The organism is Sinorhizobium sp. GQ132 (assembly GCF_059758575.1).
Map to the genome: position 1 here is coordinate 1 of NZ_JCAXDX010000018.1, position 21,317 is coordinate 21,317.

General features: G+C 60.0%; 20 protein-coding genes. 12 read left to right on the top strand and 8 right to left on the bottom strand.

Annotation, left to right across the window (positions count from 1 at the left end; translation table 11 throughout):
• The coding region (locus AC6CIG_RS27295; protein WP_498324212.1) for a transposase at window positions 1–168 on the bottom strand (168 nt) is incomplete at its 3' end.
• A 252-nt stretch (window positions 169–420) separates the two neighbouring features.
• Between AC6CIG_RS27295 and AC6CIG_RS27300 the strand changes: the two genes are divergently transcribed.
• Complete coding sequence (locus AC6CIG_RS27300) at window positions 421–1,194, top strand: S1 family peptidase (RefSeq protein WP_498324190.1); 774 nt, start codon at window positions 421–423, stop codon at window positions 1,192–1,194.
• On the opposite strand, the gene AC6CIG_RS27305 is transcribed toward AC6CIG_RS27300, so the two are convergent.
• Together AC6CIG_RS27305 and AC6CIG_RS27310 are read right to left on the bottom strand one after the other, a co-directional pair.
• On the bottom strand, window positions 1,191–2,018 hold the full coding sequence (locus AC6CIG_RS27305; protein WP_498324191.1) for a cupin domain-containing protein: 828 nt from the start codon (window positions 2,016–2,018) through the stop codon (window positions 1,191–1,193). The two genes, AC6CIG_RS27300 and AC6CIG_RS27305, sit on opposite strands and share 4 nt — an antisense overlap.
• On the bottom strand, window positions 1,993–2,649 hold the full coding sequence (locus tag AC6CIG_RS27310; RefSeq protein WP_411924034.1) for a TetR/AcrR family transcriptional regulator: 657 nt from the start codon (window positions 2,647–2,649) through the stop codon (window positions 1,993–1,995). The genes AC6CIG_RS27305 and AC6CIG_RS27310 overlap by 26 nt, the downstream gene beginning before the upstream one ends.
• Before the next feature lie 373 nt (window positions 2,650–3,022).
• On the opposite strand from AC6CIG_RS27310, the gene AC6CIG_RS27315 reads away from it, so the two are divergent.
• Window positions 3,023–3,880 (top strand): alpha/beta fold hydrolase, encoded by an 858-nt coding sequence (locus tag AC6CIG_RS27315; RefSeq protein WP_018098202.1) that lies wholly within the window; start codon window positions 3,023–3,025, stop codon window positions 3,878–3,880.
• A 555-nt stretch (window positions 3,881–4,435) separates the two neighbouring features.
• Here AC6CIG_RS27315 and AC6CIG_RS27320 read toward each other — a convergent pair.
• Window positions 4,436–5,512, bottom strand: a complete 1,077-nt coding sequence (locus AC6CIG_RS27320) for a class I SAM-dependent methyltransferase (RefSeq protein ID WP_018098204.1) — start codon at window positions 5,510–5,512, stop codon at window positions 4,436–4,438.
• Between the two features lie 197 nt (window positions 5,513–5,709).
• On the opposite strand from AC6CIG_RS27320, the gene AC6CIG_RS27325 reads away from it, so the two are divergent.
• Together AC6CIG_RS27325 and AC6CIG_RS27330 are read left to right on the top strand one after the other, a co-directional pair.
• Window positions 5,710–6,759 (top strand): GlxA family transcriptional regulator, encoded by a 1,050-nt coding sequence (locus tag AC6CIG_RS27325; protein ID WP_437406221.1) that lies wholly within the window; start codon window positions 5,710–5,712, stop codon window positions 6,757–6,759.
• 40 nt (window positions 6,760–6,799) lie between these two features.
• Window positions 6,800–7,381 (top strand): TetR/AcrR family transcriptional regulator, encoded by a 582-nt coding sequence (locus tag AC6CIG_RS27330; protein ID WP_498324192.1) that lies wholly within the window; start codon window positions 6,800–6,802, stop codon window positions 7,379–7,381.
• A 248-nt stretch (window positions 7,382–7,629) separates the two neighbouring features.
• Here AC6CIG_RS27330 and AC6CIG_RS27335 read toward each other — a convergent pair whose 3' ends face one another.
• Window positions 7,630–8,376 (bottom strand): alpha/beta fold hydrolase, encoded by a 747-nt coding sequence (locus tag AC6CIG_RS27335; RefSeq protein ID WP_498324193.1) that lies wholly within the window; start codon window positions 8,374–8,376, stop codon window positions 7,630–7,632.
• A 119-nt stretch (window positions 8,377–8,495) separates the two neighbouring features.
• Complete coding sequence (locus AC6CIG_RS27340) at window positions 8,496–9,437, bottom strand: homocysteine S-methyltransferase family protein (RefSeq protein WP_498324194.1); 942 nt, start codon at window positions 9,435–9,437, stop codon at window positions 8,496–8,498.
• 190 nt (window positions 9,438–9,627) lie between these two features.
• On the opposite strand from AC6CIG_RS27340, the gene AC6CIG_RS27345 reads away from it, so the two are divergent.
• Window positions 9,628–10,590 (top strand): AraC family transcriptional regulator, encoded by a 963-nt coding sequence (locus AC6CIG_RS27345; RefSeq protein WP_437406224.1) that lies wholly within the window; start codon window positions 9,628–9,630, stop codon window positions 10,588–10,590.
• 518 nt (window positions 10,591–11,108) lie between these two features.
• On the opposite strand, the gene AC6CIG_RS27350 is transcribed toward AC6CIG_RS27345, so the two are convergent.
• Entirely contained in the window at window positions 11,109–11,738 is a 630-nt protein-coding gene (locus AC6CIG_RS27350; protein WP_018098211.1) for a DUF1326 domain-containing protein, read from the bottom strand.
• A gap of 303 nt (window positions 11,739–12,041) precedes the next feature.
• Between AC6CIG_RS27350 and mctS the strand changes: the two genes are divergently transcribed.
• The 5 genes from mctS to AC6CIG_RS27375 all read left to right on the top strand — a co-directional run bounded on the left by mctS (window position 12,042) and on the right by AC6CIG_RS27375 (window position 17,522).
• Window positions 12,042–13,433 carry a two-component system sensor histidine kinase MctS gene (gene mctS / locus AC6CIG_RS27355; RefSeq protein ID WP_498324195.1) on the top strand — a complete coding sequence of 464 codons (1,392 nt, stop codon included), beginning with the start codon at window positions 12,042–12,044 and terminating at the stop codon, window positions 13,431–13,433.
• Window positions 13,430–14,074: a two-component system response regulator MctR gene (mctR, locus tag AC6CIG_RS27360; RefSeq protein WP_018098213.1), complete on the top strand. Its 645-nt coding sequence runs from the start codon at window positions 13,430–13,432 to the stop codon at window positions 14,072–14,074. Before mctS ends, mctR begins: the two co-directional genes overlap by 4 nt.
• A gap of 129 nt (window positions 14,075–14,203) precedes the next feature.
• Complete coding sequence (locus AC6CIG_RS27365; protein ID WP_018098214.1) at window positions 14,204–14,752, top strand: TRAP transporter small permease subunit; 549 nt, start codon at window positions 14,204–14,206, stop codon at window positions 14,750–14,752.
• Window positions 14,753–14,769: 17 nt separating this feature from the next.
• Window positions 14,770–16,341: a TRAP transporter large permease gene (locus tag AC6CIG_RS27370; RefSeq protein WP_437416937.1), complete on the top strand. Its 1,572-nt coding sequence runs from the start codon at window positions 14,770–14,772 to the stop codon at window positions 16,339–16,341.
• 65 nt (window positions 16,342–16,406) lie between these two features.
• Complete coding sequence (locus tag AC6CIG_RS27375) at window positions 16,407–17,522, top strand: TRAP transporter substrate-binding protein (RefSeq protein WP_437406228.1); 1,116 nt, start codon at window positions 16,407–16,409, stop codon at window positions 17,520–17,522.
• 289 nt (window positions 17,523–17,811) lie between these two features.
• On the opposite strand, the gene AC6CIG_RS27380 is transcribed toward AC6CIG_RS27375, so the two are convergent.
• On the bottom strand, window positions 17,812–18,663 hold the full coding sequence (locus tag AC6CIG_RS27380; protein WP_498324196.1) for a reverse transcriptase domain-containing protein: 852 nt from the start codon (window positions 18,661–18,663) through the stop codon (window positions 17,812–17,814).
• Window positions 18,664–19,859: 1,196 nt separating this feature from the next.
• Here AC6CIG_RS27380 and AC6CIG_RS27385 point away from each other — a divergent pair.
• Together AC6CIG_RS27385 and AC6CIG_RS27390 are read left to right on the top strand one after the other, a co-directional pair.
• Window positions 19,860–20,138 carry a hypothetical protein gene (locus AC6CIG_RS27385; protein WP_437412915.1) on the top strand — a complete coding sequence of 93 codons (279 nt, stop codon included), beginning with the start codon at window positions 19,860–19,862 and terminating at the stop codon, window positions 20,136–20,138.
• Between the two features lie 194 nt (window positions 20,139–20,332).
• Complete coding sequence (locus AC6CIG_RS27390) at window positions 20,333–21,232, top strand: SDR family oxidoreductase (protein WP_018096627.1); 900 nt, start codon at window positions 20,333–20,335, stop codon at window positions 21,230–21,232.
• Window positions 21,233–21,317 lie beyond the last annotated feature (85 nt).

A 21,317-nucleotide genomic window follows, 5' to 3' on the forward strand; every position in this document is an offset into this window, starting at 1 on the left:
ACGCCTCGCTATCGCCGAAACGCTCGCACCGGGCTCCATGCTCTCGGCTACCGCCTGAGCCTTGAACTCATCTGACCAGCGTCGAACCTCTCGCGGCGCGCCCTCCAGACGACCCGCAACGGCTTCGATCATATGGAACGTTCTATGTTCGGACATAGCTTCAGACATAGCAATTCATACCAAGCTCATTCCCTGAGCTCACACGAATAAGCCCGATAACCCGCTATCGCCAGACGGGATCAATGCACCGCTTACGATGCATATCGCCATTCAGGACGAAGAGTATCGCCAGCTCGTCAACAAGGAACTTGTGAATTTCCCGACTTTGAGAAGCGAACGACGCTGCTTGAAAGAGGCTATTTCTCTGGGCCCGACCGCGTGCAGTTGGTTCTTGCCTGTGATGATGGGCGTGGAACCAACGTGCAGGTCGTGACCTCCATGCTCCATCAACTCAATGATTGGATGTTGGTATCCGACACCGGCCTCCTCGTTCCCAACGCTTACGCGCGCTACAACTGGAACAAACCGAGCATCACGCAACTCATCGCGCTCAAGATTCTCGACAACATCCTTTTGGGACCGGCATACGTCGCGCAAAAATACGGGCAAAGCGTTCCTGCTGTCTTCGTCAGAAAACGAGGCGACGAATATACTGGAACAGGCTTCTTGGCGACCAACCGAACAGATGCCACGAAGCATGTGATCGTGACGGCCAAACACAATGTTGACCCTGGTGAAGGCATCACGTTCACGTCTTTCGGGTCGTCGCAGGGTGCATGTTACAAGCCCCTCGCATCGGAATGGTTTCTGCATCCCAAGTTGGATCTGGCAGTCATGCCTGTTGAGTGCAGCGAGGCGCCGACTCCTATATATCCCGTGGGAGTAGCACGCGTCTTGGCGCGGACTATAACTCTCGGCTACCCGCTAATTGCGACCGCCGACGCTCCCTACCTGTTAGCACACGGGGGCGAGCTCAACGCCATTATCAGGAATTACAAAGGGGAAGAAAGCCTTATCATTTCCAATTTGGTGGCGCCCGGCAATAGCGGCGGACCCGTTCTCGACGAAGCGGGATTGTGCGTGGGCATGGTGGTAAGGGCATTAGAAAGCAAACACGAGGGCGGAATGAGTACGGCGAACGCCGCGCTTCCTTCTAGCGCGAGCCTTGAGTTTATCGCGCCATTCCTTGCCTAGGTTCGGGGACCGCGCCGATATGGCGATCTCCCACTGTTCAGCTTTGAGCGGTGCCCGGCCGCCCGCCTCACAGCGCCACATCCTGGCGAAAAGGCAGAGTTTGAGAATGACCGCTTGCGGGTGCTCCTTGCCCATTCCGGCAGACTGGCTGAGACGGCAAAGTTCCACCCGACTGAGACGATCGGAAGGCGGCAACATACCGCCGAGATGTCGACTCTTATTCCTGTCGCCTTGAGCAGATTCGAACCGCAGGCCCCTCGATTAAGGGAACCCAACTCCTGCGCGCCGCTGCCGTCGGATGAAGCATCGGCGATATCGCTAATTGTCGGCTCGGGACGGCCTGTTGGCAGTCCCGAGCGCCATCGTCGTACGTTACGCCGCCATCGACAACGCCTCGATACCATGGCGATCCATTGCTGCGCCGATGCGGGCGAAGTCGGGGTGCCCTGGGGGCGCTCCACCGAGCCGACGTCGCGAAAGAAGGCAATCATCGAAGGGGCCAGCATCACCAGCATGCGAATGGGGTTGTCGCTCTCATTGCTATAGTTGTGCGGCACCCGCGAGGGCACCCGCACCGACGTACTTGGGCCGGCCTTGATTACTTGCGGGAGTCCAGCGCCAAACTGGCGGACCGTCAGCTCGCCTTCGAGGATGTAGAAGAGTTCAGGGGACTCGTGGATATGCGGCGGCGTGCCCGAGCCGGGCGGAACCTCGATGTCGAGCAGTTCCAGGTCCGATCCCGGCACGCCACCCAGGAAGCGGATGCGGTCAGCCACCACCCAGAGGTACTCGGCATTGTTAGCCGTTGTCATTTCGATGTTCATCGCGTGTCTCCTTGGCTGCGATGGTTGCGTCCGCAGGAATCTCGCCCGAGCTGACCGCGGACAGGATCAGTTCGAGCGCCCAGGAGGCGGTCTCGCCGGCCTGGGTGCCGTCGAGACCGCCGTAATCCTTCAGCACCTCCCACGCGGAGGCGGAGTAAAGCAGGTGCGCGAGGGCCTCGACCTTTCGGGCCCGTTCAGGCGTAAGGGCGGAGAGCACCGGGGCCAGGGCTGCCGAGAAATACTTGCGCCTGTCTGAAACGGTCCCCAGACGCATTTGCCGACCGGTGCGGGAATGGAGGGCGGCGCGCATGGCTGCCTCGTGCGCATCGAAAAGCGGGAAGGCTTGCGGCGGGCCGCTGATGATGTCCTGCAGCGTCTCAGGCTTCACGGAAGCACCGATCCTCGCATTGAACCAAGGCCAGAACGCAAAGAGCAGATCGTCCTTGCTGGCGAAGTGCCGGAAGATGGTCCGGCGCTGGATGCCCGCCTCTGCGGCGATTGCCTCCATGCTGATATCGTCAGGCATGGCCGAAGACTGCATCAGCGAAAGAAGCGCTACCAGAATAGATTCACGCGTCTCTCGGACTTTCTCCTCGCGCAGTGGGCTGTTGTAGGCTCGCGTCGTCGACAAGGACAGGCTCCGTGATTGATGGCGCTTGATGTGACATTAAATTATGTGGCTGTCAATTGATGTCATGGTTTGTGTCGCGAATTTGTGAATGCTTAGCAAACTTGGCTGTGGGATGGCTGAGACGTCAGAGATGACCCGCCGGCTGTATGCGCCTTGCCATCGACGTGCAGGCGCCCTCGACAGATTCCATGCGCGGCGCACTGGCGGGAGGAATGGGCCTCAGCGGACCGGCGGCCTTCGCCATCTGAACCTTCAGCTCCCATCCCGTCTAGGGAGGATGCGACGCCTGAGCGTGCATCTTGTCGGATCGACGCAGCGTAGATCTAACACATCATTGTGCTGGATCACTTTAGCGACAACCGCGTTACCAGCCATGATCTCACTCGCGGCTGAACATCAGTTCGTCAAGGCCGGAAGCATTCGGCTTCATGTCGTCCAGGCCGGCCCTGCCGGGGGTAAGCCGGTCATGCTCCTGCATGGCTTCCCCGACTTCTGGATCGGCTGGAGACGGCAGATCGATGCGCTCGCCTCCGCCGGATATCGGGTCATCGTTCCCGACCAGAGAGGCTACAACACCAGCGACAAGCCCAAGGGCATCCGCGAGTACACGCTCCCCAAGCTCCTCGGTGATGTCGCCGCCCTAGCCGACGCGCTCGGCATCGGAAGGTTTCATCTCGTCGGCCATGACTGGGGCGGTATCGTCGCTTGGGCGGCCGGGGCCAACTTGCCTCATCGCCTGGACAAGCTCGTCATCCTGAATGCGCCCCATCCCGATGTGCTATTGGCCCATGCCCTGCGATCTCCGACGCAGTTTCTGCGGAGCAGTTACGCGGTTTTCTTCCAGATCCCCTTGCTGCCCGAAGCCGTTTTGGGTGCGCGCCACTCGGCCCTGCTCGCACGAGCACTTAGGGGATCCAGCCGGGAGGGCGCCTTTGAAGAAGGGGAGATCGCGGAATATCGGCAGGCTTGGGAGCGACCGGGGGCGCTCACTAGCATGCTCAACTGGTACCGCGCCTTGCGCCTTCGCCCGAACCTGACGGAGCGGATCACGACGCCTACTCTCGTCATGTGGGGGACGCAGGACCAGGCTCTGGAATTCGGGCTTGCGAGGCGCAGCCTCGGTCTTTGTGACGACGGCCGCCTACAGACTTTTGAGAAGGCGACGCATTGGGTTCAACGCGAAGAAGGAAGCGCGGTGAATGGCTCGCTTCTGGCGTTCCTGGACGGCTGAGATGGACGTACGCCACGATTTCCGTTCATCTAAGACGGCCGACCGCTGGCAGCCAATTGCAGACCAGTTCCGCCCGGCAGAATTTCGATGAGCCGACATCCGGAAGACTCTTTCGCTACTCCCCCTTTGAAGGGGAATGTCGAGAACCCGCCTACTCCTTCGCCGTTGCTGTCAAGGGGTCGCGGAAATCACATGCCTCACGACGCCGTCACGCCTCTCTCGTTGCGCAACGTTGAGCACGCCCAGGCTGGTTGCCGCAAATGACCGTCTGCAGACCGCAGTCTGCCAACGCAATCTCAAACCTGCTAACGTCAATGTCTTTCAGCATGTGCTCATCGGCGGCCAAAAGGGCACGGGTAGTGGCCAGCCGCTTTCTGTGGTCGAGAACGTTTCTAACACCGACTCGCAATGCTGCGACCAAATTCCGCTCCTTCCCTCGGAAGGGCCATGCCGCAAGTGATGTCGCTGCCGTACTTTTCATTTTTGCTGCTCCAAATAGAAGGGGGCGAAGCCACGCGACTGGCGATCCAACCGCACGAGAGGGCTGCCAGAAAATTAGAGCCTTGCCTCGAGGATCAGATTGAACGGCGTCTCCATCGCGCGCCGGAAACTGGTGAAGCCGGCTTTGCGGAACACCGCGGCGAGCCTGCTTTCGCCGGCCTGCGCCCCAAGCACCATTCGACCACCATCGGAAATCGCGTGGGCGCAGCAGATCGTCGTCGAGGCCGCGTAGTACATCCTGGCCACGGGCGAGACATTGTCTTCGACCCGATCATTGGCAAAAGGTTCAACCAGCATCACCGTGCCGTTCGGCGCGATCGCCTTGGCTGCGTACGTGGCGGCAGTGACCGGATCACCCATATCGTGCAAACAATCGAAGAAGCAGATCAGATCGTAGCCGGACCCGGGATAACTGTCTGCCCGAGCTTGCGCGAAGGTGACCCGTTCCGAAACGCCTGCCTCGGCAGCAACCTCGTAAGCCTCATCCACGGATTCGCGATGCGTGTCGAAGCCCCGGAACAGCGAAGCTGGAAAAGCTTTGGCCATGAGTACCGTTGAATGCCCGTGCCCGCATCCGATATCCGCCACAAAGGCGCCCGCCTTTAGCTTTTCGACCACGCCGCTGAGAGCCGGCAGCCATTCGGAGACGAGGCTTGCCTTGTAGGCATTGCGGTAGAAGGCGGCGACCCCACAATAGAGCCGCCCGTCATGGTCGCCCCACGGTACGCCATTGCCGGTGCGAAAAGCTTCAACCGCTTTGTCCTCGTCCGCCCACATCGACGCCGGGACAGCCCAGGCGTTAGGAATGAAGAGAGGGCTGTCCTCGTTGGCGAGGACAAGGACCTGCTCCGGCGTGAGTTCGTAAGTGCCGCTCACCGCGTGGTAGAAGACATATCCGCCGGCGACCTGAGAATTTAACCACTCTCGAACATAGCGTTCAGCACAGCTCGCGCGGCTGGCAAGCTCGTGCGATGTCAACGGGCCGGCTTCCGCCATGGCCTTATAGAGGCCGAGCCGGTGGCCAAGGCCCACCATAACTCCGCCGTATCCGGCCGAAAGGTCGCCGAGCACGCGTGCCACAAGTGCATCGAGCTTGGCTGTGTCGATCGTGTTGGTCTGGACATGTTTCATTTTTCCGTTCTCCGCTCAGATAGCATGGTTGGAACATCGCAGTTCCTACTGGCCATCGGCAGAGCGGGACTGGCCAGAATCGGGCCGATCGTGCCACGTGAGGTTTGATATCGGTCAGGCGGTTGCCCCCGATCGCGAGCATGGCGCGGCTGCCTTGTCCACGTTATCTTGCGGCTTCCAAGTCAAAGGAATTCAGAATGCCGCATCACGCTGAGCAGCCAGGTTCGGAGCCGCTCCATGTGAGCCTCGTAGCGATCCCCGAGGCCGTCGTGTCGACGCTTAGCGGGATCTTCGATGTGATGAATGCCTTTGCTGTGATGCCTCCGCCGGGCAACCCGCAGCACCTCGCTCCACCGTTCCGGGTCGAAATCGTCGGGCTGCATACTGGGCCGTTGGAACTTGCCAGTCGCGTCCCGATCACCGTCCAGCGCAGCATCACGGCGCTCGATACAACCGACATCATCATCGTACCCTCCGTCCTGCTTGGGCCGGATGGCTGGTACAAGGATCGCCATCCGGAGCTCGTGGGATGGCTCCGAACCATGCATCGGCGGGGAGCACTTCTTTGCTCCGCCTGCTCCGGTATTTTCCTGCTCGCAGAAACAGGGCTCTTCGATGGGGTGGAGGCGACGGTGCACTTCGGCTACGCCAACGCCTTCAAAACTGTGTTCCCGGAGGTACTTATCCACCCTGAACGAGTTCTGGTCGTCTCGGGTCAAAATGAGGAACTCGTCAGTTCCGGTGCCTCCATGACGTGGCACGATCTGGTTCTTTACCTCATCGCCAGACATGTTGGATCGACTGCGGCGCAGGCCGTTGCTCACTTCTTCGCCCTTCAATGGCATCAGGATGGACTTGCACCCTACATAGTCTTCGAAGGGCGTAACGATCATGGCGACAGCGCAATCCGGTCCGCGCAGGAATGGGTGGCGACGCATTTCTCAGGCGCCAACCCGCTGGAGGAAATGATCCTTCGGTCCGGGCTCAGCGAGCGAACGTTCAAGCGCCGGTTCACTGCCGCGACTGGCTTCAGCCCAATCGCCTATGTGCAGCGACTTAGGATTGAGGAGGCAAAGCGCCGATTGGAGCGAACAGAGGCACCAGTCGACGAAATCGGCTGGCAGGTCGGATACGAGGAACCAGCTTTTTTCCGCCGCCTCTTCAAGCGAGTAACCGGGTTGACGCCTGGGATCTACCGCCGGCGCTTCAAAATCCCAGAATTTGCCCAGGTCCGCGTCAAAACCTGACTCTACGCACTGGATCTTGGATTCACGAGTAAATCAACTTGTGAACCGCGAACGTCTGGGACAGAAACTGCGTACCCGTCGCGACCTGCTTGCCGCCGCGCGGGCGTTGATCGACAGGGGAGCCGAGATCTACGTGGCGGCAGTGGCCGACGAGGCTGGCATCTCCCGCGCGACCGCCTATCGCTATTTTTCCGACTCTGCGACCTTGGCTTTGGAAGCGGTGCTGGACGGTGCCGTCGTCGCTCCTCAAAATGTCATACCGGAGAGAGCTTCGACGCGCGAACGCGTGCATGCGGTACGTCGCTATTGGCTCTCCTTCTACAGCATCTGGGAGAATCGACTGCGCGTCTTCGCCGCACGTGCACTGCAGTCGGGATCTGACGGCGCTCCGCGCTATCGGCGCGCGGCACGGCGCCTGCCGATGTTCAGGGAGGCGCTGGCACCTGTCGGCACGAGACTCGGCGAGAAAAAACTGGAAGAGTTGACGCTTGCGGTCTCAGCCGTGTCCGGCTTCGAGAACTACATAACATTGAAGGATATTCTGGGCCAGGACCAAGCGCGTATCGAGGCGCTTTCCGCGACGATCCTCGATGCGCTGCTGGACAAATACGGCGTTGCCTGACCGGCTCTCCCTCGGGCGCGTCCGCTCACCTATACGTCACGTTCCAGACACGACCATTGCTGCCCCTCGTGTGGGGCCAGGATTATATTTCTTCCGTCTTGGGTGAGGTCGGCGTTGCGGAACACCCCCGCGGCCCGGTTTTCGCGGGTCTGCGCTCGAGCACCTTAGGCCGCTATCGGAAGTCGCGTGGGCGCAGTCGTTGATTGTTGTAAGCGCCCGCCTACAGGCCACAAAGCGATTGGCGCTCCTCAAGCGGGTATTCGCGACAGTGCCACAGTCTCGACGAAGGCTGCAACGTCGCGCACGAAGCGCTCCGGCTCTTCCCAATGAAATGAATGACCGGAGGCTTCGTAGATCAACAATTCGGCGTTGCGGATCGCACCCAAAAGCTTGTTCTGATCCGACCGCGGAAAGAAGTTGTCATAAGCGCCCCATACGATGAGTGTGGGAGCCCCGATGCAGTGGAGATCGAGCGTATGATCGGCGTTCATCAGCCCCTTTAACACCGCACGCCATACCCTGGCCGGAACTTTGAGGCTTTCGCTGACGAAGATGTTAAGGAGTTGATCCGGGATTGGTTGTTTCACCGTGCTTCGCTGAAAATCGGAGACGAAGGCCCATCCAACAGGATCTTCGAGCTGCGAAACCCCTTCCCGCCAGAGTTCGTCCGCAACGATGTTACCGATCAGCGTCGGGAACGAGCCCATAAGGACAAGCCCGGAGACACGCTCGGGATAGTCGATGGCGATGCGCTGTGCCACGAAACTTCCCATTGAGTGGCCGGCAATGACTGCGCGGGGAATGCCAAGCCTGTCCAGGAGCCCTACCGCATCCGCTGCGAAATCTACGGGCGAGTAGCCGCTGGCGGGCTTATCTGCCTCGCCGTGCCCTCTTTGCGTACAGGCGATCGCGCGGATCGAGATCGGAAACTTCGACAGCACCGATTCAAACGAGCGCCAGCTATCGGGATAACCGTGCAGGAGGAGCAGCGGCATCCCGGCGGGATCGCCATGCTCGACGCAAGGAACCGTAAGGCCGTCAGCGAGTGTGACGGTGTATGATCTCAAATTCTCGCTCATGGCGTTGCCCCGGATGTATGCTTTCGAAAGTCGCGTCAGGCTGCTTCCATACAGCTCATGCAGATCTGCTCGATGTGGCGATGATCCGTACCGCAGCAGCCACCTAGCACGTTGATGTGCGGAAAACGGCGACGCAGGTCCCGATATTGCAGGCCGAGCTCTATCGGATTGCCATCATCGAGTTCCGTCGCGTTGTCGAGCTCGGCATGGCTGCATTCCGAAGCATTGGCCCTTATCCCGTACAGCCGTTGAACCCAGGCTTCCCCGTCAAGCACGTCCATGAAGTGGCTTGGATGGGCGCAGTTAATCATGAAATATTGCGGCCCGTTGCCCGTTGCCAGATCGACCGCCTCGATGGCGTCCCGAAGACGATCGCCCGTGGGGAGGCGTCCGTCGGTCTCGACCGTGAAGGAAATGACGGCCGGTAGTGCGGCAGCTTGTGCAGCGCGCGTCACGCCGATTGCTTCGTTGGTGTTCGTCATGGTGATGGCGCTGACCAGATCGACGCCGACTTCGGCGAAGACGCCGATTTGCCGAGCGTGATAAGCCTGAGCCTCCTGCGGGCTCATCACCTTGCCTGGATCATAGCCGTCCCCGCGAGGACCGATGCAGCCGCTGATAATCATCGGCGAACGGTCGGTCTCCAACTCTGTCCTCAGCTCGTGGAGGAGTGCGATCGCCTTGCGATTGGCCTCGTCAACCGCAGCTACGGAATAGCCAAGCATGTCGCCCCAGTCGGGGCTCGCCCGCCAGGTGGCGCTTTCCAGGATGAAGCCCGCTCCGTTCTTTCGCGCGATCTCCGCGTGGCGGCGATAGTAGTCACGCAGCGCTTGCGTGCCTTGTTCGTCCCGCAGCAGATGGAAGGCGGCGAAATGGGGGAGATCGAAACCATCCCGGAATGTCAGTGTTGTCTCCATTCCGGCGTCGGTTAGAAAGATGCCTCCGCTACGCTGCGGCAGTCGTCTAAGATCAATCATTGTCTATGTCCTCCCATGCTGGACAGCCGTGATCGCGGTTGCGTTGAACGCGCTCATCTGCCACGCGGCCCTTCGCCGGTATTTCCCGTTACTGTCATTGCGCTATCAGTTATGATGCAACTGACGTTCCTGAAGAATGACCGGAACGCCGGTTCTCTTGTCCGAGCCGTCGGACAACGGAGTGTGGCGAATGGATGCGCTGCTGGACATCTGCCGTTCGATGCAGCTTACCGGAGGCGTCTTTCTCGAGGCGGAATTCACCGCGCCCTGGTGCGTGACGTCGCAGATCGCGCCAGAGGACTGCGGCCCTTTCATGCCGCAGCCCGCTCAGTTGATCGCCTATCATTACGTGACGGCCGGTCGCCTCATTCTGCAGACGGATGGGCATTCACCGGTTCCTGTTCAAGCCGGTGAGATCATTTTGATGCCGCGCAACGACGAGCACGTCATCGGTAGTTCGACCAATGTCAGGGCGGTTAACGCCCATCTCCTAATCCAGCCCGCAGCAGCAGGCGGATTGGCTCGCATAGCGTACGGAGGCGGAGGCGAGCGGACGCTGATCCTATGCGGCTATCTCGGCACCAATTCGCCCCACGCGACAATCTGCGGCGTCTTGCCGAGGATGCTCAAAATTGGTGTGGAGGAGGGAGCCTCCGGCGATTGGATCGAGAGTTCGTTCCGCTTTGCCGCGCAACAGCTATCTGCAGGGAGAATCGAGTCGCCAGCGGTTCTTGCGAAGCTGGCAGAGCTGCTGTTCGTAGAAGCGGTGTGTCGATATGTAAGGTCGCTTCCACCCGAGGCGAGCGGATGGCTTGCTGGCCTGCGCGACCGCGCCGTTGGGCGGGCGCTGGCTCTCCTGCACAGCCGCATGACCCACCCCTGGACGACGGAGGAACTCGCCCAGGAAGTCGGTTTGTCGCGCTCTGCCTTTGCCGAGCGATTCACAAGCCTTTTGGGCGAGCCGCCGATGCGCTATCTGGCGAATTGGCGGATGCAGGTCGCGGCACAACGGCTAAGGGGCTCTCATGAACCCATTGCTCGCATCGCCTTTGAAATTGGCTACGAGTCGGAGGCCGCCTTCAACCGGGCCTTCAAAAGGACATTTGAGATGCCGCCAACAGCCTGGCGTAAAATGCAGTCGGGTGGATCCTAATAGAAGTTTCGGTAGCGGACCGTACCCCAATTCCCTCGCCTGTCCTATGACAAGCGAACATCCGCCAGGCGACGGAGATCAGCAGCCACCTATCGCGGTGTGCGGTGTGCGCCGAAATTCCTTTTGATACATTATTCGATCTTTGAGCACAGATCGAGAACACCCTGCGATACACTTTGCCGAAGCTCGAAGGTCCGTCTGCTCTCGCGAGACGGAGGGCAGCGCGTGAGTCAGCACGGTCCTCCACGCCCTGGGCGAGCCAGGTTCGGTTCCTGAATGATGAGACGAAGCTTCCCGTCATCGGCCCATGCGCATTTTTGACCCTTACCCCCCAAATCGCAGGTCTTCAAAGGGAACGCTCTTGCCGGAACAAACAGAAGCGATTCCTTGACTCCGTTGGATCACGCGGTGCCATGGCAGTCTCGGCACGAACGTGAAAGGTTGCATCCGACATTTCACTGCGCCGGTGGCGCTTTGCACCGCCACGTCACCTCTGGCCGCATCGCCCCCTTGCCGGGCTATTGAATACGCCCATGCTGGTTGAAGTGCAGCTCGCACCAGTGAGCGTAACTGTCTTCCAAGTTCAACGGCACACCCGTGGATGAGGACGACCATCCTCGACCGACTTCGTTCCGTTCGTATTCGAAGCCGTTCGGCAGGAGGATACCAACGCGATGCTCCTCGCCCGTCACCGGGTTCACGATGGGCTCGCCACGCCCAATGGCAACGCCCTCCGCTTTGCACTTCGCGCGACGAGCCTTCATGTCGACATCGATGCTGATCGCCGTATAGATCGGATCGCGGACGGCTTCGCACATCGCAGTGTAGACCGCCCAGAACGTTGCCATCGGATCGGTTTCCTCGCCGGTCAGAATACTGAAGAGTGCACGGCGCTGAGCGTCGTCCGCCCGTTCGTCGATGATCGGCTGCATGACGCCGCGACCCTCATGAACCGCACCTGGCCAAGCAACGGCGATGGCCATATTCAATCCGTCTAGCTTCGCCGCGCCGAAATTTCCCCTGGCGATCGTGAAGAATCCGATGGCCTGACAATGGCCATGGGTCGGTAAGGCGTTGAACTGGCACGGGCATCCGTAGGAACAGTTGCAATTTCCAAATTCCATTCCGTGGAGTTCCCAATCCGTCATTGTTTCCTCCATGAGCGTCGCCGGTAGGCGCGCCCGCCGGCATGCGCTCGTTGAGCTCTAACCCTCTGCCACTGGCTGATTATATTACCACCAGGCGGTCACGAAGCCCTAGTCACCTGAAAGTCGGGCATTTCATCATACGCCTGGCCCCTATATGAGAGTCTTGTTGATTGAGTTGCCTCCAAACGTAGCTAAACGAACACGCTCCTGAGGAGCAATTTTGACTAGGTGAGACGAGAGGTCTGGCGCGGAGCCGTGGCTCGCTTTACCTTTATCGTCTTAATAAATGCATCGGGGAGTGCCGTGAACCTTCGCCATCAGATCGTCGCTCTTGCGGTCGTGCCGCTCGTCATTGCGATCCTCACCATTACCACCTTTATCACGTGGCAGGCGACGAGCCTCGCGCAGAGCAGCATCGACACGTTCGAACGCAATATGCTGAAAGCGAAGGAGACTGAGCTGCTCAACCTCACCAACCTCGCCCGCTCGGCGATCGAGGACGTTTATGCCGCGGCGGAGGCGAACGATGAAGCGGCAAAGGATCGCGTGCGCAGCATTCTTACGTCTCTCGACTACGGCAAGGACGGCTATTTCTTCGTCTATGACTACGATGGCAACAATGTCGTGCACCCGCGGCAGACCTTCCGGCCGGGCCACAACTGGTTGGATCTGACCGACCCTGACGGCAACCAGGTGATCGCCAACCTAATCCAGAAGGCCAAGGAGGGCGGCGGTCTGTATCAGTACAAGTGGGAGAAACCCTCATCCGGCACGATGGCCGACAAGCTCTCCTTCGCCATGGGGCTAGACAAGTGGCAGTGGATGCTGGGAACCGGCGTTTATCTCGATGACGTCTTCGCCCAGACGGCGGCAGCGAAAGCGGACCTGCGCGAAAAGATCGGCCATACCTTCCTCGTGGTGGCGTTGATAGCTGTGCCCGCCGTTATGGTCGTCTTTGCCACCTGCATGCTCGTCACACTGCGTGAACGGCGCATGGCAGATTACAAGCTCAAGGCCCTCACACAACGCATCATCGACACCCAGGAGGAAGAGCGCGCACGCCTTGCCCGCGAATTGCACGACGGCATATCGCAAAACCTTGTCGGCGTGCGCTATGCAATCGACCTTGCCGGCCGAAAGGTCCGGAACCACGCCGATGACGCCTCCGGCGCCATCGATAAAGGCGTCGAGGCGCTCAACGTCGCCATCAAGGAGGTCCGCCGACTGTCGCACGATCTGAGGCCGCCCGCGCTCGACGACCTCGGCCTGACCGCTGCGCTGACAGCACTGAGCAACCATTTCTCCGAACGGACCGGCATCCGCACGGTACTGGAGGCCGACGCCGGCAAGGACAGGCTGAAGACCGAAGCGAGCACGGCGCTCTACAGGGTTGCCCAGGAAGCGTTGAACAACATCGAGCGCCATTCGGGCGCCAGCGAGGTGCGGATCAAGCTCTGGAGTAATCGTGGCCGGATGCGTATGACGGTTTCGGATAATGGCAACGGTTTCGAAGAGAGCGCTCGCCTTGGCCGGACCGCGCAGCAGAGCGGCCTTGGCCTTCGCAACATGCAGGAGCGCATGGCGCATTTCGGCGGTGTTCTCCTCGTCCGGAGCAAGCCGGAAGGAACTGTGCTAACCGCGATGCTTCCTCTTTCGGCCAATGTCAACCTGGAGAACCGGACGGAAGCTGCATGAGTGTTGTCAAGCCAATCAAGGTCGTCCTCATCGACAATCACCCGCTGGTTCTCGACGGCCTTCGGGCCGTGCTGGAGACGTTTTCGCATGTCGAGGTGGTCGGCACGGCGGGCCTGGCGCTGACCGGCTTGGAAGTCGCGATTCAGACCAACCCAGCGGTCGTGCTGATCGACATTAACATGCCGAAGCTCAGCGGAATCGAGGCAATCGAGCTGTTCAAGGCAAAGTTGCCCGACTGTCGCATCGTGATGCTGTCCATGCATGACAGCCGAGAATACATCTCGGCATCTGTCCTGCATGGCGCGTCCGGTTATGTCCTCAAGGATGTTTCGACTGACGAGATCGTCACGGCGATCGAGACCGTTGCTGCGGGGCGGACCTATTTCTCCACCGGCGTCTCCGAAGTTCTTCTCGATCGCCGGCCGAGCGAGCCCGCAAATCCGCTGACCACCCGCGAGCAGGACGTGCTGATGCTACTGGCATCCGGCAAGAGCAACCGCGCCATTGCCCAGTCGCTGGCCCTTTCCGAGGCGACGGTCGAAACACATCGGAAGAACATCAAGAAGAAGCTTGGAATTTCCAGCACCGCTGGCCTTATTCGCTATGCGATCGACAGCGGTTTTAGCCTCACGGACGGCTGACCGGTAGGCCTACCCACTACTGGGTAGGCGGTTTTAATTGGGATCCCAGCTATCTTGTTCACCCAATAAGGACGCCATACGAGTTCCGATGACGGCCGGCGGAGGGTGCCGGCTGGGGAGGAATTCATCATGTCCGGCCTTTTGTCGCTGTCGCGCGTCATCGACGCGCTCAACACGTTTATTGGAAAATCGGTGTCATGGCTGCTGCTCGCCGCGGTGCTGATCAGTGCCGTCAACGCCGTCACGCGGAAGCTATTCAACCTGAGCTCCAACGCGTGGCTCGAAGCGCAGTGGTACCTGTTTTCCGCGGTCTTCCTAGTCGCGGCTGCCTATACCCTGCTTAGCAGCGAACATGTGAAGGTCGACCTTCTCTACGGCCATATGCCGCGCAAGGCCCAGCTCTGGGTCGAGATTCTCGGCACGATCTTCTTCCTGTTCCCTTTCTGCCTCATCACCATCTATCTCTCCTGGCCGATCGTCGTGTCGAAGTTCCTGAGCGGCGAGGTGTCGAACAACACCGGCGGCCTGCTTCTCTGGCCGGTCTGGGCGCTGATTCCCACCGGCTTCGGCCTGCTGACCCTGCAAGGTGTCTCCGAGCTCATCAAGCGCATAGCGATTTTGCGAGGCGACATGCCCGACGCAACGGCACTCGCCGACGCCGAAGCCCAGACGCTCTAACGCCAGGAACCGATCCCATGTTTGCTTTCTTCGCGGAAAACCTCGCGCCCATCATGTTCCTGTCGCTGGTGGTCGTGCTGCTGATTGGCTATCCCGTCGCCTTCGCACTCGCCTTCGTCGGCTTTGTCTTCGGCTTCATCGGCATCGAAATGGGCCTGTTGCCGATCAACCTGTTCGGCGCCGTGCCCGACCGCATCTTCGGGCAAATGTCGAACGAAACCCTGCTTGCCATTCCGTTCTTCACCTTCATGGGGCTGATCCTGGAACGAAGTGGCATGGCGGAGGACCTGCTCGATACAATCGGTCAACTGTTCGGTCCGATCCGCGGCGGGCTTGCCTTCGCGGTCATCTTCGTCGGCGCGATCCTTGCGGCGACCACTGGCGTCGTCGCGGCCTCGGTCATCTCGATGGGCCTGATCTCCCTGCCTATCATGCTGCGCTACGGCTACGACCGGCGCGTGGCGGCCGGCACGATCGCGGCGTCGGGAACGCTCGCACAGATCATTCCACCGTCGCTCGTGCTGATCATCCTCGCCGACCAGCTCGGCCGCTCGGTCGGCGACATGTACAAGGGCGCGCTGGTGCCCGGCCTGCTGCTCGTTGCGATCTATGCCGGTTACATCATTCTCATGTCCTACCTACAGCCCGCCAGCGTTCCGGCGTTGCCGCCGGAGGCCCGAACACTGCGCGGCTGGAAGCTTGGCCGCAAGGTGGTGACCTCGCTGGTGCCGCCGGTCGTTCTGATCTTCCTGGTGCTCGGCACGATCTTCATCGGCCTTGCGACGCCCACCGAGGGCGGCGCGATGGGAGCCGTCGGCGCGCTCGTCCTGGCCGCATCCAACCGCCGCCTCGATCTCTCAATGATGAGGTCGGCGCTCTATGCCACGGCAAAACTGTCGTCCTTCGTGATTTTTATCCTGCTCGGCGCGCGCGTCTTCTCGCTGACCTTCTACGGCGTCGACGGCCATATCTGGGTCGAGCACCTGATGACCTCGATCCCCGGCGGGGAAATCGGCTTCCTCATCGTTGCCAACCTGCTGGTGTTCTTCCTGGCCTTCTTCCTCGATTATTTCGAGCTGGCCTTCATCATCATCCCGCTGCTAGCGCCGGTCGCCGATGCGCTCGGCATCGACCTGATCTGGTTCGGCGTGATGCTGGCGATCAACATGCAGACCTCCTTCATGCATCCGCCCTTCGGCTTCTCGCTGTTCTACCTGCGTTCTGTTGCACCCACCCGGGCCTACAAGGACAGGATGACCGGCGCGACGATCCAGCCGGTGACCTCGGGCCAGATCTACATGGGCGCCCTGCCATTCCTCGGGATCCAACTATTTATGGTCGCGATGGTCGTGGCATTCCCGGGCCTCGTCACCCACTACAAGTCGGGTCAGACGGCGGTCGATCCGGCAACGATCCAGCTGAATGTGCCGATGCCTGGTGCCGAGGGCGCAAACCCGTTCGGAACGCCGACGCAGCCCTTCGGCGGCCCGGAATCGTCTGATGATAGTTCGATGCCGTCCTTGGGAGCGCAAGCACCGGAATTCGGTTCGCCGCAGCCAAGCTTCGGCCAACCCGCCCAGTCCAACTGACCACAACCAAGGTCCCGGTTGGACATCCGCGCCGGCCGGACACACAGCCACCTGAGGAGGATACGATGACTGACATTTTGAACCGCCGCAACTTTCTGGCCAAGGGCGCGCTCGGCGGCGCGGCCGCGGTCGCCGGGGCATCGCTCGCGGCACCTGCAATCGCCCAGGAACTCCCGACCCTGAAATGGCGCCTGACGTCCGGCTTCCCGAACAATCTCGACACCATCTATGGCGGCGCCGTCGTCATGGCGGAAGCGCTGTCGAAGATGACCGACGGCAAGTTCCAGATCCAGGTCTTCCAGGCCGGCGAACTGGTGCCGGGGCCCCAGGCGATCGACGCGGTGCAGAGCAACACCGTGGAAATCGCCCATACCTGCGGCTACTACTTCACCGGAAAAAACCCGACCTTCGCGATCGGCTCGACCATTCCCTTCGGCCTCAACGCCCGCCAGCAGAATGCCTGGCTCTACCACGGCGGCGGCAACGAGCTTTACGACGAGTTCCTGAAGGAATACGGCATCGTAGGCAAGCCTGGCGGAGGCACCGGCGCCCAGATGGGCGGCTGGTTCCGCAACGAGATCAAGACGCTGGACGACCTCAAGGGAATCAAGATGCGCATTGCCGGCGTTGCCGGCGAGGTCATGTCGCGCCTTGGCGTCGTGCCGCAGCAGCTTCCGGGCGGCGATATCTATCCGGCGCTGGAACGCGGCACGATCGATGCCGCCGAATGGGTCGGCCCCTATGACGACGAGCGCCTCGGCTTCTACCAGATCGCTCCGTACTACTACTACCCGGCCTACTGGGAGGGCGGGCTGACCATCCACTTCTTCATCAACAAGACGCAGTACGAAATGCTGCCCGCGGCCTACAAGGTCGCGCTCGACACGGCCTGCAAGGCCGCCAACATCAACATGCAGGCACTCTATGATGTCAAGAACACGACGGCGATCCGCTCGCTGGTTGGCAACGGCGTCAACCTTCGCCCGATGCCGCGCGACGTGATGGACGCCGCCTATAAGGCGACCTTCGAGCTCTATGCCGAATACAGCGACAAGCACCCTGCTTGGGCGAAGATCTATCCGGCCTGGAAGAAGTTCCGCGACGAGTCCTTCGAGTGGTTCCGCGTCGCCGAATACAGCTACGACAGTTACGTGTATGCTGCCCAAGCGGCTGGAAAGTAACGCGGGATCGTCCTGTGTGGCGCAGCGTGGCGCCACACAGGTCAGACAGATTGCCTCGCATGCCGGCTGGCGCGTGGCGGGCAACCTAAAGCTTCTCTCTACAAGCCGCCGCTGCTATTTGCTTAAAGCGTTACGACGCAGCCTGCAGCGCGACAAACAGGCTGAGACGGCCGCATAAGCGAGGATCGCGAACATGACACCGTAAAAGACGGTGATTTCGCGGTAGGGACGCCCATTACTGGACGCCCCCCGCACAGATCCACGCGGGCGGCTTTCCCGCACGTGGCTCCTACCTTGGGTGACTGACAGCGAAGCGGACGCTCGGCCATGGATGAAGGTTGCAACGCTTGGGAAGGTAGTCGTTGGCTAGCTCTGTGATCCGTTCCCACGTTGCATCGTCCTTCTGGCTACGCCGCCGTAGCGATCGTCGCCAGAGGTCGATCACGCGATACCTGAACGCCGTGAGCGCCCGGATATTCGTTGGAACCGCAAAGTAGCCGAAGTGTCCTTTTACGAGTTGCTCCAGCCATTTCCCCTGTTTGGGGATCGGCCAATGCATGCGCCGCCGTAGCTCCACCTTGATGTCCTTGAGCTTCGCCCGCATGCGGTCGCCTCGGGTCTTCCATCTAACCTGGAAGCGCCCCTTGCGCGATTTCCCGCAGATAAAGGTAAAGCCCAGGAATGCAAAGGTTTCCGGTTTGCCGAGCCCGCGTCGCTTGCGGTCGACCGCCGCAAAGCGGCCGAACTCAATCAGGCGGGTCTTGTCCGGATGAAGCGACAGCGCAAACTCCTCAAGCCTCACGCGCATCGCATCGAGGAAGCGACGGACGTCGTCCTCGTGCTCGAAACCAACGATCACATCATCGGCATAACGCACGATGATCATATCGCCGGTGGCCCCACGCTGTCGCCAGCGCTCCGCCCACAGGTCGAAGACGTAGTGCAGGTAGATATTGGCCAGAAGCGGCGAAAAACCCGTTCCCCTGTCATCCACCGTCACGATCCCGTCTTCGAGGATGCCCGCCTTCAGCCATTTCCGGATCAGGCGGATGATGCGCTTGTCGCCGATCCTGTGTTCCAGGAAGCGTACGAGCCAATCCTGGCTGACGCTCCCGAAAAAGTTCTGGATGTCGGCGTCCAAAATCCAGCCGGAGCAAAGAGCATCGACCCGCCTGCCGCTCAGCGTAATGCTTTTATCGGTGTTGACGATCGTCGTTATCTAATCGTCGTCGGCGCTTTCTCGAACAACGGAAGCGGCGTAGTCGCGGTCTATATTCCTCAGCAAACCGATGCCGAATATCCCTAAGCTTCGACCTAGCGATGGGATAGCCATCTTCTATCAAGATATTCGACCGCCTTCGCCTGAGCAGGATTTGCTCGTCGGAGTGCTTCTTGCACGTCCTTTTGCCTCTGGGCGGCGGTACCTCCGCTCGTTTTCAAAGTGTGCACTTCAGTAGAGATGGGGTCTTCGCCTTGACCTCTCTTCTCTTGCTCATTTGCCATTGCATTTTCTCCCTCAGCATTAATGAAGGACAGGAGTCGAGCGACCGCAGGCAAGGGGCCGCGGACTTCATGGACGGTGAAGTGCCCTGGGCAGCTATCGGTGCTGCCTGCCGCGAACCATGCGAGAGTTCGGCGAACGTGCTGACCGGCCGTTGCTCCGATCCGTGAACCGAGCCAGTCTCTTTGGAGGGTCGACAAATATCACGAGCAAAAACTGGGCAGCCATGAGCACATAAGCCGGAATACCCGTCTTGGCGCTCACAAGAAACGAGATCCATGTCGCCATTGCGATGTAGACGCCGATTGAAAAGGGGCTTGTTGCCATGCGCCAAACGAACGTGGCTGCTCGATCTTTCCATCGTTTGTTAGCTGACATAGTGGAAGACTCCGAAAGATGTTGAAGTGGATGAATCGCCGCTCCCTCGGGACAGTGAGTATGTGCCTCGGCCTTGCACTCCCGCAATGGGTGTAGGACCTTTGCCTTTTCATCATCGGACTATGGTCCTATGAGTATCACCTCGAGCGGCGAACCGGGAACCTCGATTCATCTGGCCGGGGCGGTGATGGCGCTTGGCGTGATTGCCGGGTGCGTGAAGACTATCGCTCGACCACTCGCTCGTGACCGGTCTGGTGGCGCGGCCGGCTCAGTTCACCCCCCCAAACAGACGCTCACATCGGCTCCTCCGTTGCACCGATGTTCGTTGCGCACGCTCTCTGCCAGGAGGGATCTCGGCGCGGCTTTTGCAGATGCCGTGAGGCCGCGGTGAAACAATCTTCTCCTCTGACGGTTTGAAGCTGATCCGATATTAGCAAGGGCCGGTCCCTGGAGGCAACATGTTGACTGAAGAACAGAAATTGACGCTTGAGCAGAGCGTTCGCGATGTCCTGCAGGACTTTGATCAGAGCGGTACCGCCTTTACGGCGTCGATGCTCGTCTCAGCCCTTAGGGAAAGCGGCATGGGGGCAGACGAACGTCTGCTTGATGAGCCCGATACAGAAGCGTTTGTTACCGACGTTGTCACCCGCCGACGCGACGAACTGGACGGAGGTCCGCGGCAAATCGTTGGTCTGGAGATCGAACCGGAGCAGAAATGGGGGTTCAAAGATGCGTAGCTGTGGCTCTCCGTCCCGGCATGGGTTGTCGGACGAAGACCTGAAACAGGCAAAGCTTGAAGGCGAAAAGGCAGGCTAGACCATTTGCCCCCTGCAAGCTTATCGGTTTTGAGCGGCTGCGAAACGCTTGGGAGGTGACGGGCCCGATGAACTCTGCACGAGCGTCGGCGTCACACTATTAATGGAGCGGTCTCATGGCTAAGAAGGATTTGAGCGGCAAAATCGTCGTGATTACGGGTGCGTCTAGTGGTTTCGGGAAGGGCGCCGCCCGTCGGTTCGCCAAGGAAGGCTGTTCACTGGTCCTTGCCGCACGCCGCAAAAAGCTTTTGGAAGAGCTTGCGCAGGAGTGTCGTTCGCTTGGCGTTCGGGCTCTCGCGCTCGAGACAGATGTCAGCGACCCCATTGCGGTTGCAAATTTGGCGTCTGCTGCGCTTGCCGAGTTCGGCCAGATCGATGTTTGGGTCAACAACGCCGGCGTCGGTGCCATCGGCCGTTTTGAGGATATTCCGCTTGAAGAGCAGGCCAAAGTCATCGAAACGAACTTATTAGGCACCCTCTACGGCAGCTCTCATGCCTATCGGCAGTTTCAGAAGCAGGGCTCAGGTATCTTGATCAATATCGCTTCCGAGCTCGGCAGGGAAAGCGTGCCCTACTACGCAGCCTATACGGCGTCAAAACACGGCGTAATCGGGTTGTCCGACGCGCTGCGCCAAGAGGTGAAGCAAGCAGGTCTTGAGAATATTCATATATGCGCGATCATGCCGACAGCACACGACACACCATTCTTCGATCATGTGGCGAACTATAGCGGACATCAGGTTGAACCGCCAATGCCTCTGCATGATCCGGAGAATGTCGCCGAAGCCATTGTGGCCGCAGCACGCGATCCCAGCGATGAGGACATCGTCGGATGGGATGGGACTATCAAGATCGCTATGAGGCGCTTTCTTCCGAGCGCGGCCGATGCGCTAATGGCCCGGACAATGCACAAGACCCAGATGGACGCCCCACCCGCACCAAACTCTCGCGGCGCGGTCAGCAGCCCGATTGAGGAGGGAACCGAAGTCGATGTTGGACGCCGCACGCGGCGGTAGCTCGGATCACAACCAATTGCCATCCGCGATGCGTCGATGCGAATACCTCAGATATTCGCATTCATGTGCCTCGAACTGCAGTATC